The organism is Halomonas organivorans, from assembly GCF_014192055.1.
Classification (GTDB): Bacteria; Pseudomonadota; Gammaproteobacteria; order Pseudomonadales; family Halomonadaceae; genus Halomonas; species Halomonas organivorans.
In genome coordinates this window covers 24232-40519 of sequence record NZ_JACHXM010000003.1, presented here as the reverse complement: position 1 = coordinate 40519, position 16288 = coordinate 24232, and the positions used below count along the sequence as shown (strand labels likewise).

Here is a 16288-nt window from a genome sequence, read left to right as displayed (position 1 = left end):
ACGTGGACGAGTTCTGCATAGTGGGAGGCGGCGGTCACGCCCGGGTGCTGATCCATGGCCTGCAGCGTCTGGGGCATCGGATTCTTGGGTATGTGGCGCCGTGCGATGAGGGGGAGGCGCCGGGGGTCCCGTTCCTGGGCTCCGATGCGGACCAGGCGGCCAGTGACATGGGATTTCCCCCGCTGGCGGTACTCGGGGTGGGCAAGGTCTCCGTCGCCTCGCCGCGGCTGACCATTCTCGACGCCTATCAGGCCCAGGGGTGGCAGTTTCCGCCCATCTATGCCCCCGGTGCCATCGTTCATGATGGAGTCAGCGCCGGACCGGCCAGCGTGGTACTGGATGGCGCGGTGGTGGTCACCGGGACTCGCCTGGGCCGGGCCTGCATCGTCAACACCAATGCGACGGTCGATCACGATTGTCGCCTCGGCGATGACGTCCACGTCGCCCCCGGCGCCACCCTGAGCGGGGGCGTCGAGATTGGCGACCGCTGCATGATCGGCACCGGGGCCAGCGTGATTCATGGCGTGCGAGTATGCGCGGACTGCATGATCGGGGCCGGGGCCACCGTCGTACAGGACATCGAGATATCGGGCACCTATGTCGGCACCCCAGCCAGGAGAATCGCATGAGCGATGCAGCTTCGACCTTCGTGATTGCCGAGGCCGGCGTCAACCACAACGGTTCGCTGGACATGGCCATCGAGCTGGTGGAGGCCGCCAGGCGGTGCGGAGCCGACGCGGTCAAGTTCCAGACCTTCAAGGCCGACAGCCTGGTGACCCGGCAGGCCGCCAAGGCGGCCTATCAGCAACAGTCGACGTCGGACTCCGACACCCAATACGCCATGCTGAAGGCCCTGGAGCTCGGTGACGACGACTTCGTGCGGATTCATGCCCATTGTCGAAGCCTGGGCATCGAGTTTCTCTCCAGCGCCTTCGATGCGGCCAGCGCAGAGTTTCTCGATGGCCTCGGCATGCGGTTGTTCAAGATACCGTCGGGGGAAATCACCAACTGGCCGCTGCTGGCGCGCATCGGGGGCTTCGGCAAGCCGGTGATCCTGTCGACCGGGATGTGCCATCTGGCGGATATCGAGGCGGCGCTGCAACGGCTCGAAAGCGCCGGTGCCGGCGAGCTGACGGTGCTGCACTGCGTCACCGAATACCCGGCCCCCTTTGAGCAGATCAACTTGTCTGCCATGCACACCCTGGCCACTGCCTTCGGCGTCCGGGTGGGCTACTCCGATCATACGGCGGGCATCGAGATTCCGATCGCCGCCGTGGCCATGGGCGCAACCGTGATCGAGAAGCACTTTACCCTGGATACCCGCCTGGCAGGGCCGGACCATGCTGCTTCTCTGGCGCCCGATGACTTCCAGCGCATGGTGGCGGCGATCCGGCATGTGGAGAGCGCCCGCGGCGATGGGCGAAAGCGGCCGGCTCCCTGCGAGCGTGCCAACCTCGGGATTGTTCGCAAGAGCATCATTGCGCAGCGTCCCATCGCTGAAGGCGAGGTCATCACCCTGGCGCACCTGGCGCTGAAACGGCCGGGCTCCGGGCTGGCGCCGAGCCAGCTGGAGGCCGTGGTCGGTCGTCGGGCCGCGCGGATGATCGCGATCGACGAGCTGCTCGACTGGGGAGACCTGGCATGATGGCGCGTCGCCTGTGGGTGCTGTCGACGACCCGCGCGGACTATGGCCTGCTCTACTGGCTGCTTCGAGAGATCGACGAGGATCCCGAGCTGGAACTGATGCTGGCCGTGAGCGGCAGCCATCTATCCCCCGAGTTCGGTTATACGGTCGGCGAGATCGAGCGGGATGGTTTTCGTATCCATCGACGGCTCGAGGTGCTGTTGTCTGCGGACAGTCGCACGGCCATGACCAAGGCCATGGGCCTGGCCATGCTGGCCTGCGGCGATGCCCTCGGTGAAGATCGTCCCGATATGGTGGTGTTGCTCGGCGACCGTTTCGAGATCGTGCCCGCGGCGCTGGCGGCGGTGACCCATGGCATCCCCCTCGTCCATCTGCATGGCGGCGAGACCAGCCGTGGCGCGCTCGACGAGTACTTTCGCCATGCCGTCACCAAGCTGGCCAACATCCACTTTCCCGCCGCCGAGCGCTATCGACGGCGCATCCTGCAGATGGGGGAGGACCCGGAAAGGGTCTTCAATTTCGGCGCCCCGGGGCTGGACCACCTGCATCGCAGTGAGCCGATCGGTCGCGAGGCGCTGGCCGAGGTCCTCGGCCTGAGCCTGGATCGTCCTACGGCCATCGTCACTTACCATCCGGCCACCAGCGAACCTGACCGAGGGGAGCGCTCGCCGGTGGCCGCGTTGCTTGAGGCCCTCGAGGGCCACGACGCCTTGCAGGTGGTGTTCTCCAAGGCCAATGCCGATACCCGCGGGCGGGCTATCAACGCGCACTTGGCCCGGTGGTGCGACGCCCATCCCGAGCGGAGTCGGCTGTTCGACAACCTGGGGCCGCGAATCTTCCATGGTTGCCTGCGCCATCTCGACGTGATGATCGGCAACTCTTCGAGCGGACTGGTCGAGGCACCGTCGTTTCGCCTGCCGGTGGTCAACGTGGGGTCGCGTCAGGAGGGGCGCCTGGCCGCGGCCAACGTGATCGCGGTAGACAACGAAGCGTCGGCGATCCGCGATGGCATCGCCCGGGCCCTGGACCCGGCATTCCGGGCCCGTCTCGCCGACCTGAGCAACCCTTACGATCGATTTGGCGACGGCCTGACGTCGCGACGCATCAAGGACACCTTGAAGGCCGTGCCCCTTGGGGCAGGGCTGGTGAAGAAGGGCTTCATCGACATCCGCATGGCAGCAGGGACTGACTGAGAGGGGGGAACTCCGATGTTCGAGTCACTCTTGATCGACGGACAACGCAAGGTCCTGGAGGCGTTGCACCAACTGGAAGAGACCCGGCGCAAGATTCTCTACGTGACGGTCGAGGAGGGGCGGTTGCTCGGCACGCTGACCGATGGCGACGTGCGACGATGGATTCTCGGTGGCGGTGACCTGGACGGAGCGGTCGAGGCGGTCTGCAACCGTATCCCCTATTCCGCCAGGGCCGGCTATCGCATCGCCGATATCAAGAGCGCGATGTCCTCTCACAAGATCAACTCGGTACCCGTGCTCGACGACGCGGGCAACATCATCGATGTGCTGTTCTGGGATAGCCTCTTCCAGCAAGACGTGCAGAATCGCCAACGGACGTCGCTGGACCTGCCGGTGGTGGTCATGGCCGGCGGCAAGGGAACCCGGCTCGCGCCCTTTACCAGTGTCTTGCCCAAGCCCTTGATCCCGGTAGGAGAAAAGACCGCCATCGAGGTGATCCTCGATTCCTTCGTCGAATGCGGTGTCGATGACTTCTATCTTTCGGTCAATTACAAGTCGAAGCTGATCCAGGCCTACTTCGAGGAACTCGCGCCACCTTATCGTTTGAACTACGTCTATGAAGACAAACCGTTGGGAACCGGCGGCAGCCTGCATACCCTGGCCGGGGAGCTCGAGGGCGATCTGATCGTCACCAACTGCGATGTCATCGTCAAGGCCGACTATCACGACCTGGTCGAGCATCATCGCCGGGAAGACAATGACATCACCATGGTGGTATCGCTGCGGCACTATGACATTCCCTACGGTATCTGCGACATCGTCGACAATGGCCAGCTCTGCGCGATGCGCGAGAAGCCCCACTATAACTTCCTGGTCAATACCGGGTTGTATGTCCTCAAGTCGTCGATGCTCGAGCTGATTCCCGAAAACCAGTTCTACCACCTCACCGAGTTGATCGAGGACGTCAAGAAGCGCGGCGGTCGCGTGGGCGTCTATCCGATCAGCGACAAGGCCTGGTTGGATACCGGTGAATGGCAGCAGTACTGCGAGACCATGGCTCGCTTGGCGTAATGCCGAATATCCAGAACCTTACCCTGACGTTTTCCCGGGAGTATGCCCATGCTCAAGGACCAGCGAATCATAGCGGTGATCCCCGCGCGCGGCGGGAGCAAATCCGTGCCGGGAAAGAACATCAGGCTTCTGGGGGGAATCCCGTTGATTGCATGGTCGATTCGCGTTGCTCGCCAGGTGTCAGAGATCGATCGTGTCATCGTATCTACTGACGATAAAGAGATTGCCGAGATCGCAGTCCATTACGGCGCCGAGGTGTACAAGCGCCCGGCTCGCCTAGCCACGGATGCGGCGCTGGTGGCCGATACGCTACGGGATTTACGTTCCACCCTGGAGCGCGAGGGGGAACGCACCGACGTGATGGTACTGCTTGAGCCGACATGTCCGTTCCGCGGCGGAGACGATATTCGTTGGGCGCTGTCACGCTTGGTCAATGACGAGCTCGACTCGGTGGCGACCTTCAAGACCGCTTCACTCAATCCTTGCCGTGCATGGCGGCTGGAAGAGGGAGAGCCGGCGTCCTTCATTGATGGCAGCGACCCCTGGCGGCCGAGACAGGAGCTTCCGTCGGCTTATCAACTGAATGGGGCGGTCTATGCGTTTCGTCCCGACAGGCTGCCGGCAGGCTATTCCGGCCTGCTGTTCGGACGCTGTGGGGGGATTCCCATGCCAGATGAGCGTTCAGTCGATATCGACAACGAACTCGATCTGGCCATGGCCGAATTGATATGCGAGAGGCAGGAGGTGAGGCCATGATGCGGCACGTCCTGGTAACCGGGGCCACCGGAGGGGTTGGTAGCACGCTGTGTCGATATCTTGCTGAGACATATCAGGTACTGGCGGTTGGAAGACAACCTCGGCGACTCGACGAGTTGCATGAGATGCTGCCAGAGATCTCGACGTATTGCTGTGATTTGGGGAGCTCGGACGATGTGTCCAGGCTCGTGGATATGCTGCGCAGTGAATACGACCACATCCCTTATGTTGTGAACAACGCGGGAGTCAATGTTCCTCGTTCCCTGGATGATATGTCTCACCATGAGCTGGTATCGTCGTTGTCGGTCAATGCTATCGCTCCCTTCTTGATCATGCAGGGGGTGCTCCCCGCCATGCGCAGGGAGAACTTCGGGAGAATCATCAATATCACCTCCGGTGCACCAATGAATTGTTTCGCGGGGTTTTCCGCCTACAGTGCTTCCAAAGGAGCCCTGAATGCCTTGACGGTGACGGCTGCCCGTGAGCACGAGGACTATGACATAAAGATAAACCTGATGAGTCCTGGTCCCGTACGAAGCGGTATGGCTCCCGCGGCCTCCATGGACCCTGATGTATGTCTCCCGACTTTCGATTACTTGCTTAACCTGGATGAAACTGGCCCCAGTGGCCGATTTTTCTGGTTGGGTCATGAACTGCCTCTATTTCCTGATCTCGAGGGTGTCGACTGGTTGCATGGAACGGCATCGGCAGAATTTCCAAGGATCGTATAGGTGAGTCATAACATGTATCGCGCAGTAGAGGGTGATGTGAAAGTCTTCCTGGTGAATGATACGTCGGACGACAGTAACTGGGGGGGGAGGGCAACCTCCGAGGCTCTTCGCGAGCTGATAGCTGAAGTGGGGGGAACGGTTTCATCGACCCTGTATCAGTATGCTTTCAGTACGCCGCAAGCGATCGACAGGTCAGGGCAATCCGAGTGCCAACGAAGTGGGGCGGATGAGGATGTGGCACCGTCGCACTGGGACGAGTTCGAAGCCTGCGCGCAGTCGGTGATGAAAGGTGAGATTTTCAGTGAACTGGCGATGGCGATTGGACAGTGCGATGTGGTGCTGATCAACGGTGAGGGATGTATCTATGATCGCACTCGTCAGAGCCGCATGATCTTCTTTATCGCCTACCTGTCCAAGCGCTTCTTCGCCAAGCCCACCGCGCTGGTCAATCACAGCATCGTCATGAACGATCCGGTATTGGCCGATATCGCCCGGCACGTCTATCCATTGCTCGATGACATCGTGTTTCGCGAGCCCGATTCGGCGAGGGCATGCCCCGTTGACCGTGGGAGGGTCGCTGCCGATGCCGCTTACCTGTATGAGCCGGAGTCGGTTGAATCATGGACGATGACGTCCCATGGCGCGGACCATGCGGCATATGGGAAAGGCGCTACGTTCGATCCCAGTTCGCCGTATGCCTGCATCGGTGGAGGATCGGTATACTTCCGCGGCCTCCGCCGGGACTTCGATGCCGTTCCCGGACTAATCCGGCTGTGTCAGGCACTGCTGGATAGCGTCGGCCAAGTGGTACTCACGGCCTCTTCCGACAAGGATCTGCGCATCATGGCGCCGGTGGCAACGCGATTGGCACTTCCCCTGGCTGATGCCACGCTGCCCATCCAGCAGGCGGTCGATCTGATTGGGCATGCCGAGCTCTATATCGGTGCCCGCTGGCATCCCAGCATCTTCGCTCATCGCGGTGGCACCCCGGTCATCGCCCTGAGCCGACATACTCCCAAGATGGATGCTTTTCTCAGGCAGGCGGGCATGCCATCGAGTCACTTGGACCCCTTCTCGATCGAGGAACAGCTCGACGACATCATGAAGAATGTGCATAGGCATACCCAGGCGGGGAAAAGGGGGCGGGAGTCATGGCGCAGCGGGGCGGTCCGGCTTGCCGAGACGGCCAGGGAAAATGTGCGCATAGTGGCCGAGTGTTGATGCCAGACGCATGGCTCCAGATTTCGATAGTCCATGGGTCCGATAGTCCTCTAGGCCCAATGGTCCCCTCGTTCCAATAGTCCCGTCGCTCCAACACGCACAAGAGGCAGCTGCCCTATGGCAACTCGCATCGGAATACTGGGAATGAGTGATGGCAACGGGCATCCATTCTCGTTTTCGGCGATCATCAACGGCTACCACGACGGCGGTCTTCGCGCGGCCGGCTGGCCAGGTATCTACGACTACGTGAGGCGGCGTCATGGCTCCGAGTTCGGCGTGGGCGACCTGCACGTGACCCATGCCTGGACGCAAGACCCTGAGCAGACAGCATCGCTGTGTGCCGCCTGCCGGATTCCTCGTGCCGTGACTCATCCCGGTGAGTTGCTTGGCGAGGTCGACGCCGTGATCATCGCACGGGACGATCATGCCTCGCATCGCCCGTTGGCCGCTCCATTCCTGGAAAGTGATGTTCCGGTCTTTATCGATAAGCCGCTGACGCTGGATCTCGACGAACTGCGCTACTTCGTTCCTTACATGGAGCAAGGTCTGCTGATGTCGTGCTCGGGGATGCGATATGCACGAGAGCTGGACACGTGGCGTGCTGGCCAAGTGGATCTTGGAGAGCTGATGTTGGTGAGAGGGACCATTGTCAACGATTGGGAGCGCTATGGCGTGCACCTCCTGGACGCCATTCTGCCCTTGATGCCGTCACGGCCTGAGTCGGTTCGTCCGCTCTCGGGCACGCACGACACCCTGGAAGTGGTCATGAAGGATGGGGTTACGATTCGTATCGATGCCCTCGGCGCGGTACCAGCAATCTTTCGCATCGAGTGGTTGGGAAGCCGGCATATCAGCAGCGTCGATATCACCGATAACTTCACGATGTTCCGTCGCACTCTATGGGAGTTCTGGCGCCAGTTGGTCGAGCGTAGAGCGGCGATTCCTTCGATCTCGACGCTTGATGTCATTCGTACCCTGATCGCCGGAAAACAGGCGATGGAAACCGGAGAGGAGGTGTCTCTGGATGAATCCGAGCTTTCATGACTTATTTGATCTGAGCGGGCGTGTCGCTATCGTGACGGGTGGTCTGGGCATTCTGGGACGTCATTTTTGTCGGGCGCTGTCTGAATATGGAGCTCACGTTGTCGTTGCCGACCTTGACGGTGACGCTGCCAAGGCTTTTGCGGAGGAGCTCGAGCATGAGAACGGCGTGCCCTGCTTGGGCGGAGCATGCGATGTCACCCGTGAAGATTCAGTTGAGGCACTCGTGACGAGCACCCTGGAACACTTCGGTGCTATCGATATCCTGCATAACAACGCTGCCAGCAAGTCCAATGATCTAGAGGCGTTCTTCGCCCCGGTAGAGGATTACACCCTTGCCGAGTGGCGCAAGATCATGGAGGTCAACCTCGATGGCGTCTTTCTGGTATCGCGCAGCGTGGGGCGACGAATGATTGAGCAGGGGCGTGGTGGAAGCATCATCCATACCGGATCGATCTACGGACAGCTGGGCAGTGACCCCCGCATCTATGCCGGATCGGAGTACTTGGGTGTGGCGATCAATACTCCACCCGTATACGCCGCCTCCAAGGCCGGTGTCGCCGGCCTGGCACGCTACCTGGCAACAAGCTGGGCGGAGCATGGTATTCGAGTGAACACCTTGGTGCCCGGGGGAATCGAGAGTGGCCAGAACGCGGAGTTCGTCTCGCGCTATTCACAGAGGGTCCCTTTACAGCGCATGGGGCATCCCGATGAGCTGGTGGGGGCGCTGCTTTTCCTGGCCTCCGATGCCTCTCGATACGTCACAGGCCAATGCCTTTTCGTCGATGGCGGCTTGAGTGCCTGGTAACGACATAGAGACGAGGGAGTAACAACAACCATGGCGAATCACCTCACCATCGTGATGTACCACTATGTGCGTCCACTGCGCGGTTCTCGTTATCCCGACCTGAAGGCACTGGATCTTGACCATTTTCGCGGCCAGTTGGATTTCATTCAACGTCATTACCAGGTTGTGAGCATGCAGGAGGTGATCGCCGCCACTCGTGGCGATGTTGTATTACCCGATAACTCCCTCCTGCTGACGTTTGATGACGGCTATCTGGACCATTATGCCTACGTGTTACCGCAATTAGCGTCGCGCGGTTGGCAGGGCAGTTTTTTTCCGCCAGTCCGTGCCGTGAGAGAAGGGCGTGTACTGGACGTCAACAAGATCCACTTTACTCTCGCCAGTGGCGCTCATCCAGAGCGACTGATTGAGAAGATATATGCCGAGCTAGATGCACATCGTGCCGATCACGACTTGCCCAGTAATGAAGAATACTTTGAGGCTTACTCACGAGAAGGGCGCTATGACGACCCGCGGGTAACATTCATAAAACGTCTGCTGCAGAAGGGTCTGCCCAAGACGTTGCGCGAACCCATCATCGACAAGCTATTCCGTGAGTTCGTCACGGGAGATGAGCGTGATTTTGCCGCCGAGCTGTATCTCAACGAGGAACAGCTACGAGAGATGTATGCCGCGGGAATGTGTATCGGCAGTCACGGCGATGAGCATTTATGGTTGAACACGTTGCCTGACGGCGAGCAACACGACGAGATCAACGCCAGCCTGGCGTTTCTGGCGGGGCTGGGGGTTTCCACACGCGACTGGGTCATGTGCTATCCCTTCGGTGGTTATGACGAGCGCCTGCTCGATCTTCTTCGGGAAAAGGGCTGCTCGTTGGGCCTGACCGTCGACGTCGGAATAGCGGACTTGACTCAGCATGAGCCATTGACCTTGCCGCGCCTGGATACCAACGACTTGCCTACCGATGGTAATGCCCCGTGCAAGAACTGGAAGGCTAGCACTATATAATTTGTTTACTTTGACTAGCTGCTTTTAAGCTCTAAGGGTGGTGGTATGAAAACAATGATGGAGTTACTGGCTGATTTGACCCCTCTTAATCGTGTTATTTGCTCTAGTGACTATGATTACACTATCGAGTATCTCAAGGACGTTCTACCATTTCAGGAGGTGAATTACTCAGCTGAGGATAATTACAATGGCTGGATAATTCCTCCGAAGTGGGATGTCAAGGAAGCCAGCATACATCGTGACGGGGAACTGATTTACGATGGTCGTTGGCATCCTATGGCGGTGATGGCCTTGTCGGCGCCATTCCGAGGTCGGGTGTCACGGGAGGAGCTACGTGAACATCTGCATTTCGATCATCGCTATGATGACCGGATACCTTTCCATTTTCGTCAGCTCTTCACGAGCTGGAAACGGGACTGGGGGTTCTGCGTTCCCAAGGCTCTCCATGACTCACTGCTTCCAGGGAATTACGATGTCGTGATTGACACCGAGGAGGCTGCTGGCCCCTTGCGAGTACTTGAATATCACTTGCCTGGCAAGCTTGAAGACACCATCGTTTTCGGTGCCAATCTGGATCATCCTGGTGTTGCGAACGATGGCTTGTCGGGCGTTGTCGTCGGGATGGCACTCTTCGACATGCTCCGTAAGCGAGACCTCAAGTTCAGTTACCGACTGGTGTTGGCGCCAGGCATCATGGGTAACGAGTACTATCTGGGGAGAATGGCGGATGAAAAGCGTCTTCAGTTACTGGAAGGTGTCATGCTGGAAATGCTGGGGTCGCCCTCCCAGTTGAATCTCCAACTCTCAAGGAGCCAGAACAGTAATATTGAACTCGCGCTGCAGGAGGTCATAAACGAATCCCTGCTTGAACATCGGGTCGGTGAGTTTGAAAGCCTACTGCTCAATGATGAATATATCTGGGAAGCCTATGATGTACCGATGTCGTCTCTGTCGCGCTTTCCCTACCCTGAGTATCACACCGATGCTGATAATCTTTCCTTGATGGATGAGCAAAGACTTGCCGAGGCACTGGCCTTGCTCAAGGCCGCCGTTGAAAGTCTTGAGGAATCGCCGGTCATCAGGAAAAAGTTTATTGGGAATATATGTTTGTCAAATCCTGATTATGACCTTTATGTCGACCCGGGACAAGTAGCTTTCGGTGATCGACCCGATGAAAACAGACGGCGTATGCGTAAATTGATGGACATTATTCCGTCGATAAAAAAACCAACGACCGTTCGACAGTTGGCAAAAGAAGTAGGCCTGCCGATGTCGGCAGTGGAAGGCTATATAAAGTCTTGGCATAAACGGGGGCTTCTGGATGTAAGTTCGTGATCCCCTCGTAAGTTTATGCCGTTGAGGTCTGAAAGTCGATATGTGTACTTTTCACGTTAAATGAAAAAGATACGATTATGCTGCAAAAACTTATAGAGCTTTACCGGCTTCTTACGAAAGAGCAGCGAAAGAAGCTCCTGAGCTTGCAAGTATTCGTTATTTTAATGGCATTTTCTGAAATCATTGGTGTTCTTTCTATCGGCCCATTTATGGCTGTCGTTGGGGATGTGACACAACTTGAAGGTGAAGGTCGTCTTGCAAGGATATACGAGCTCAGTGGATTCAGGACGCCCGAAGAGTTCTTGTTCTGGATGGGAGTAGGCGTACTGATCATGTTGACTGGCGCTTCCCTGGTATCCATGTACACCATTTGGCGTCTATCCATGTACGGCAATCGAGTTGGAGGGGAACTAAGTAGCCGGCTTTATCGCCATTATATGCATCAGCCATGGTTGTTTCATTCGTGTACTTCCAGTAGTCAGCTGACAAATCAGGTGTCTCAGGAGTGTCTACGTGTCACGAATGAATTGATACTGCCAATGTTGGAGATGAATGCCAAGCTGGTGATGGTAAGCCTGATGGCTATGACTATCTTTATCTATAACCCGATAGTGGCCATGACGGGCATCAGCATATTTGTCGTGGCCTATTGTCTGTTGTATTGGACGGTTCGTCGTAAGCTTGTCAGTAACGGTAAGGATATATCTGCTTCTCAAAGCAATAGATTCAAACTGATGAATGAAGGGTTTGGTGGAATAAAGGACGCACTGTTACTGGGTAGGCAGCAGGTCTTTATAGATCAATTTGAAAAGGCCAGTCAGAGTTTTTCTCGATCTCGCGGTAATAATATGGCACTAGGGCAGACGCCGAGATATGCGATCGAACTGATGGCGTTCGGCGCAGTGATTTTTTTGATCCTGTACTTGCTTTCCGCGCATAAGGGGAATTTGGGCACTATTCTACCTATATTGTCTGTGTATGCGCTGGCGGGTTTCAAGTTGCTTCCGGCGTTTCAGCAGATATATAAAAGCATTTCTCAGATTCGAGGAAATCTGGCTGCGTTCGAAGCGATAAGTGAAGACTTGCATGCCAGTAGTAAAAGTGATGAACCCCGTGGATTTAATAATTCCAGGGTGTCTATGAAGAAAGGGATAAAGCTTCAGGACGTTATCTTTACATACCCCGGGAAACAAGAGTCTGCATTAAATCGGGTCAGTCTTGAAATAAAGAAGAATCAGATTATAGGTATTGTTGGAGCCTCAGGTTCCGGAAAGTCTACTGCAATTGATTTGATATTAGGCTTGATTCGGCCACAAGAAGGTCATGTGTTGATTGATGACCAACCTTTAACATTGAAGAATCTTCGTGCATGGCAAAATAGCCTGGGATTCGTGCCTCAAGCTATTTTTTTGGCAGATAGCAGCATATTGGAAAATATAGCCTTTGGCTTGCCAGTCGATAGTATTGATACGGATAAGGCTCGTCAGGCCGCTAGTATGGCCCATCTGGATGAGTTGCTTGAAACCCTTCCTGAAGGGTTGGGCACCCGGGTGGGAGAGCGTGGTGTTCAGTTATCCGGTGGGCAGCGCCAACGCATTGGCATTGCCCGTGCGCTCTATCACGATGCAGATGTCTTGGTGCTTGACGAAGCCACCAGTGCGTTGGATTCAATTACAGAGAAATTGATCATGGACGCCATTCATGATTTTTCCGGGAAAAAAACGATTATCATGATAGCCCATCGCTTGACCACAGTTAAACAATGCGATCGGATATACATGATGGCTGACGGTCAAGTGGTAGATTATGGCAACTATGATGAGCTGGCAGAGCGAAATATGATTTTCAAGCGGATGGCGGAACATCACGCATGAATGATAGAGCTTACATGGAATATAAAGGCTCATGGTGGATGATACCAGTGGCAGAAGTCCAGTTCATGATTCTGCTAGTGCTCGGTAACTAGGCACTATTTGCCCTGCTTGTTGTTTGGTTGTGGGTCTTCATGGCAATGCAGCCGACAGGACTTCTGTGCTCTCAATGCTGTTAATATCCACCCGGCAGGCGTGTGCTCTATGGTTGCCCGTTTTCAGGAGAGTCTTTGCATGAGTAGTAATATTCTCTTTCTTCTTTCTGTAAGTGAGCCGTTTTTCACGAGATGCATGGATCTTTTCGAACTGGATTCCAGGCGTCGAAAATGTCGCCTATCTGCTTTTTCATATTACAATTATAGTGATCATGACCTGTCTGTATTTGATCACGTCGTGTATTTCAAGGATGTGCTCGATCAGATGAACGATAAAGCCCATGCTATTGACTTTATGGTTGAATCCAGAAGAATGGAAGCCGAATATCAATTTGTATTGTCTGATTTGATCCACGCTGAGCGACATTTTGCGCGATTCAACAAGGAAGATGCTTTTCGCGTGGCTGTGCTGATGGGGCTCAAGGTGGAAGAGCTAAACAAGGAAAATAAAGTATCATTGATTGTCGCGGAAGGGCTTGATGACTTCCTTAGTATGTTTGCCTATTTTTTCTCAAGGAGATATGAAATACCGTTCAGGTATCCGGTAAGGAGCCGCATTGGAACGGGGGTTTATCTATCAGATGGACTCGATGGAAATGTGGCTGCATGTCGACCATCAAACGGAAATGCCACTCTAAATGCGGATGAATATATAGATAATTATCTTGAAAAAAAAGAACAGCCTTCTTACATGGTCGCTAATAAGCGCTTCTTCAAGGTGGCAGATAGACGAGATTTTCTTGTTTTAGCAAAAAAGACTATCCAAAAAAACAAAGACACTACCTTTCATGCATACGAGGGTTCAATTGATATTCTGAAGAAACGCGTTTTCAGGATAGTAAACGCACTTAACTATAGCGCCGTGTTGAAAAACAATAGGGTCGCATTAAAGGATATTGTCGAGCGAGGAGTTGATTTTTTTGTTTATCCACTTCATTTTCATCCGGAAGCCTCCACCTTGGTCAAAGGTCGTTGGATCAACAATCAACTCCAAATTATTGAGTTCATATCCAAGTCCTTGCCATCCAACTATGTTCTGCTTGTCAAAGAGCATAGAGTATCGATCGGAAGGCGGAGAAGAGATTTTTACCGCGAGATTGTAAAGCATCATAATGTAATGCTGGTAAATCATGATTTGAACCCCCATGATCTCATCAGACACTCTACGGGTGTTGTCACCATTTCATCCAGCATGGGGTTGGAGGCCATACTTCACAATAAACCTGTTATCTGCTTCGGAGATGTCTTTTATAACAGACTTCCAGGAGTCGAAAATGCAAGAGATTTTACAAGGATGCAGGATTACGTGAATAATGCGATAGGTTTCAAGGGATATGACAAAGCCCATGTGAGTCAAATGGTGAGTGATATTCTAAAATACTCCGTTTTTCCAGAGACTGATTTTAGCCCCCATCATTTCACAGATGAACACTGTTCTGCGCTGTTGGATTTACTGGATGGAGATCTCGACCATTTAGTTCATAACCATGAACATCGCTACACGTTTCATCAAGGCGAAGCTTCTTGAGCTCTTTCGGCTCCCCCACGAAATTTATCGTCAGAACCGCTGAATGTGGTCATGGGATGATGTTTGAATAAGTAGACATCATCATTGCTTGGGTTGCTGAGGTGCCTGGTAAGACTCAAGTATAGCTTAACAGATGAGTAATGAGAATGTGTGGAATTCTATTTTGCAAAGTTCTCGATAAGACTCTTCATGAAGCATACGATATTCATGAGCTTTTGACCCTGTCTCTTGAAAAAATGCAGTATAGAGGAAGAGATAATGTTGCACTTAAAGAGTTTAAAGGGTTTTACTTCGGACATGCCCGGCTGGCTATAAACGGCTTGAATGAAAGTGGTAATCAACCAATGGAAGATGATCGCCATGTATTGCTGTTTAATGGCGAGTATTATAATTACAAGGAAAGATGCCACGGTTTTGAATCAGATACACAGGCACTTTTTCATTATTTGAAGAGTGACCCAGGTGGCGGGTCTTCGATAGATGGGCCATATGGTTACGCGTGGCATGATAAAGAAACAGGCGAGACAATCTTTCGCAGAGACGTTTTTGGTGAAAAACCGTTGTATTATTATATGGACTCCAAGGTTTTTTTAGTTGCCTCGACCTTGAAATCCATTGTATGTATTGTTAATGGACTTGGTGGGAAAGTGGGCTTGAATATAGACGCTTTGCGTTTTGACTATGTGCTGAGTGGTTTTATTAGAGAGCCGGAAACGGTGTGGAAAGAAGTATTTGAGATACCGCCCGGCTGTTCTTTAATATTCACCCGAGACGAGGTTGTATTAAAAAGGGAAAACTTCCAGTTGTTCTGCGGAAGGGATAGAGAGATGTCTGATAGCTACTTCAGAAACTCTTTCCTGAGCAGGGACGTCGAGGCAGCACTTCTACTGAGTTCTGGTGTCGACTCGAGTTATTTGCTTCTGAAATCTGTTGAGTCAAACGTGGAACTTTCTCTAGTCACTTATGGAAATGATGATGGAAAGGGCGAGGTGGGTGAAGTTGAAAAAAATCTGACCCTGATGAATCTTGATGAAAGAGCCTATCAGTACTCAGCACTTATCAATAATGCTAGCGATAGAAAAAGTTTGGCAGAAGAACTTGAATATTATGCGAATATAATGGAGCAGCCTACGGCAGATGGTTTGCAGGTATGCCGTTTGCTGAAACATCTAAAAGAGAAGTTTCCGAAACTGAAGGTTGTATATTCGGGGCTGGGAGGGGACGAGATATTTGGAGGTTATCCGTCTTTCAGGAACTTCAATTTGATAAATACACTGGTTTTCTTTCCAGGGTCTGATGTCGTCGTCTCGAGAATGCGACGATTTATAGATGGTAAAAGAATCCTTGGTGAGTGGAATGTTCTTGTATATTACTTCCTGTACAGGACCGATCCTGCCTTTGTGGACTTGAGCGAACCAGAACGATTGAGAACGTCTTATGAAAGATTCAAGAAAGGTGTGCATGATGCCTTGCCAGTAGAGAGCCTGGAGAAATACGCGTGTCATTCAGGTATGCAAATAAAGTTTTGCGAGCTATTTGACTATTGCAAGAATCAGTTGCTCAGGGATATGGATAACATATCAATATACAATGGGTTGGAGGCAAGAGTCCCTCTTCTCAATCCTTATTTTCTTGAGGCGCCTGTCGACAAGAAAAAAGGCTTGAAAGACTATGTCAAGTCTAAGTCAAAAATATCCTTTGGAAGAAAAAAGGGGTTTTCGGTCCTGGATCAAGATTGCTCAGATATTTACGAGGCTTCTTTATATAAGAACAGGGATATGCTTGAAAATGTATTAGGTGAAGAAGTCTCCAGCAAGTTTTCTTCACTGGACACAGGGTCGCTGAGGAAATTTTCTGTGCTATCTGAATGGCTTCAGATAAATGTTTGCATGAGCGAAGCAGGGCTTGTCGCAAAATAAATGTAA

General features: G+C 53.6%; 13 protein-coding genes and 1 pseudogene. All 14 read left to right on the top strand.

Annotation, left to right across the window (positions count from 1 at the left end):
• The first annotated feature begins 2 nt into the window (after window positions 1–2).
• The 14 genes and pseudogenes from FHR96_RS04580 to FHR96_RS04515 all read left to right on the top strand — a co-directional run bounded on the left by FHR96_RS04580 (window position 3) and on the right by FHR96_RS04515 (window position 16282).
• Entirely contained in the window at window positions 3–629 is a 627-nt protein-coding gene (locus tag FHR96_RS04580) for a NeuD/PglB/VioB family sugar acetyltransferase (protein ID WP_183386494.1), read from the top strand.
• On the top strand, window positions 626–1645 hold the full coding sequence (gene neuB / locus FHR96_RS04575) for an N-acetylneuraminate synthase (RefSeq protein WP_183386493.1): 1020 nt from the start codon (window positions 626–628) through the stop codon (window positions 1643–1645). The genes FHR96_RS04580 and neuB overlap by 4 nt, the downstream gene beginning before the upstream one ends.
• Window positions 1642–2838 (top strand): UDP-N-acetylglucosamine 2-epimerase, encoded by a 1197-nt coding sequence (gene neuC, locus FHR96_RS04570; protein ID WP_183386492.1) that lies wholly within the window; start codon window positions 1642–1644, stop codon window positions 2836–2838. The genes neuB and neuC overlap by 4 nt, the downstream gene beginning before the upstream one ends.
• Window positions 2839–2853: 15 nt before the next feature.
• Complete coding sequence (locus FHR96_RS04565; RefSeq protein ID WP_183386491.1) at window positions 2854–3909, top strand: nucleotidyltransferase family protein; 1056 nt, start codon at window positions 2854–2856, stop codon at window positions 3907–3909.
• 48 nt (window positions 3910–3957) lie between these two features.
• Window positions 3958–4665, top strand: coding sequence for an acylneuraminate cytidylyltransferase family protein (locus FHR96_RS04560; RefSeq protein WP_183386490.1), 708 nt, complete (start codon window positions 3958–3960; stop codon window positions 4663–4665).
• The gene (locus FHR96_RS04555; RefSeq protein WP_183386489.1) at window positions 4662–5396 is read left to right on the top strand and encodes an SDR family NAD(P)-dependent oxidoreductase; all 735 of its coding nucleotides are present in this window, start codon (window positions 4662–4664) and stop codon (window positions 5394–5396) included. Before FHR96_RS04560 ends, FHR96_RS04555 begins: the two co-directional genes overlap by 4 nt.
• Window positions 5397–6617: a polysaccharide pyruvyl transferase family protein gene (locus tag FHR96_RS04550; RefSeq protein WP_183386488.1), complete on the top strand. Its 1221-nt coding sequence runs from the start codon at window positions 5397–5399 to the stop codon at window positions 6615–6617.
• A 144-nt stretch (window positions 6618–6761) separates the two neighbouring features.
• Entirely contained in the window at window positions 6762–7661 is a 900-nt protein-coding gene (locus FHR96_RS04545; RefSeq protein WP_183386487.1) for a Gfo/Idh/MocA family protein, read from the top strand.
• A complete protein-coding gene (locus FHR96_RS04540) occupies window positions 7642–8466 on the top strand; it encodes an SDR family oxidoreductase (protein ID WP_183386486.1) in 825 nt (274 codons plus the stop codon). Before FHR96_RS04545 ends, FHR96_RS04540 begins: the two co-directional genes overlap by 20 nt.
• 30 nt (window positions 8467–8496) lie before the next feature.
• Entirely contained in the window at window positions 8497–9474 is a 978-nt protein-coding gene (locus tag FHR96_RS04535; protein WP_183386485.1) for a polysaccharide deacetylase family protein, read from the top strand.
• A 45-nt stretch (window positions 9475–9519) separates the two neighbouring features.
• The gene (locus FHR96_RS04530) at window positions 9520–10809 is read left to right on the top strand and encodes a DUF4910 domain-containing protein (RefSeq protein ID WP_183386484.1); all 1290 of its coding nucleotides are present in this window, start codon (window positions 9520–9522) and stop codon (window positions 10807–10809) included.
• Window positions 10810–10886: 77 nt separating this feature from the next.
• A pseudogene (locus FHR96_RS04525) lies at window positions 10887–12407 on the top strand (ATP-binding cassette domain-containing protein); the annotation flags it as partial.
• 507 nt (window positions 12408–12914) lie between these two features.
• Window positions 12915–14363 carry a capsular polysaccharide export protein, LipB/KpsS family gene (locus FHR96_RS04520; RefSeq protein ID WP_183386482.1) on the top strand — a complete coding sequence of 483 codons (1449 nt, stop codon included), beginning with the start codon at window positions 12915–12917 and terminating at the stop codon, window positions 14361–14363.
• Window positions 14364–14509: 146 nt separating this feature from the next.
• Entirely contained in the window at window positions 14510–16282 is a 1773-nt protein-coding gene (locus FHR96_RS04515; RefSeq protein ID WP_183386481.1) for an asparagine synthetase B family protein, read from the top strand.
• The last annotated feature ends 6 nt before the right edge of the window (window positions 16283–16288 follow it).

Coding starts and splice junctions, on each gene's coding strand:
- neuB (WP_183386493.1), top strand. CDS start 626: ATGAGCGATGCAGCTTCGACCTTCGTGATTGCCGAGGCCGGCGTCAAC.
- neuC (WP_183386492.1), top strand. CDS start 1,642: ATGATGGCGCGTCGCCTGTGGGTGCTGTCGACGACCCGCGCGGACTAT.
- FHR96_RS04565 (WP_183386491.1), top strand. CDS start 2,854: ATGTTCGAGTCACTCTTGATCGACGGACAACGCAAGGTCCTGGAGGCG.
- FHR96_RS04560 (WP_183386490.1), top strand. CDS start 3,958: ATGCTCAAGGACCAGCGAATCATAGCGGTGATCCCCGCGCGCGGCGGG.
- FHR96_RS04555 (WP_183386489.1), top strand. CDS start 4,662: ATGATGCGGCACGTCCTGGTAACCGGGGCCACCGGAGGGGTTGGTAGC.
- FHR96_RS04545 (WP_183386487.1), top strand. CDS start 6,762: ATGAGTGATGGCAACGGGCATCCATTCTCGTTTTCGGCGATCATCAAC.
- FHR96_RS04540 (WP_183386486.1), top strand. CDS start 7,642: ATGAATCCGAGCTTTCATGACTTATTTGATCTGAGCGGGCGTGTCGCT.
- FHR96_RS04535 (WP_183386485.1), top strand. CDS start 8,497: ATGGCGAATCACCTCACCATCGTGATGTACCACTATGTGCGTCCACTG.
- FHR96_RS04530 (WP_183386484.1), top strand. CDS start 9,520: ATGAAAACAATGATGGAGTTACTGGCTGATTTGACCCCTCTTAATCGT.
- FHR96_RS04520 (WP_183386482.1), top strand. CDS start 12,915: ATGAGTAGTAATATTCTCTTTCTTCTTTCTGTAAGTGAGCCGTTTTTC.
- FHR96_RS04515 (WP_183386481.1), top strand. CDS start 14,510: ATGTGTGGAATTCTATTTTGCAAAGTTCTCGATAAGACTCTTCATGAA.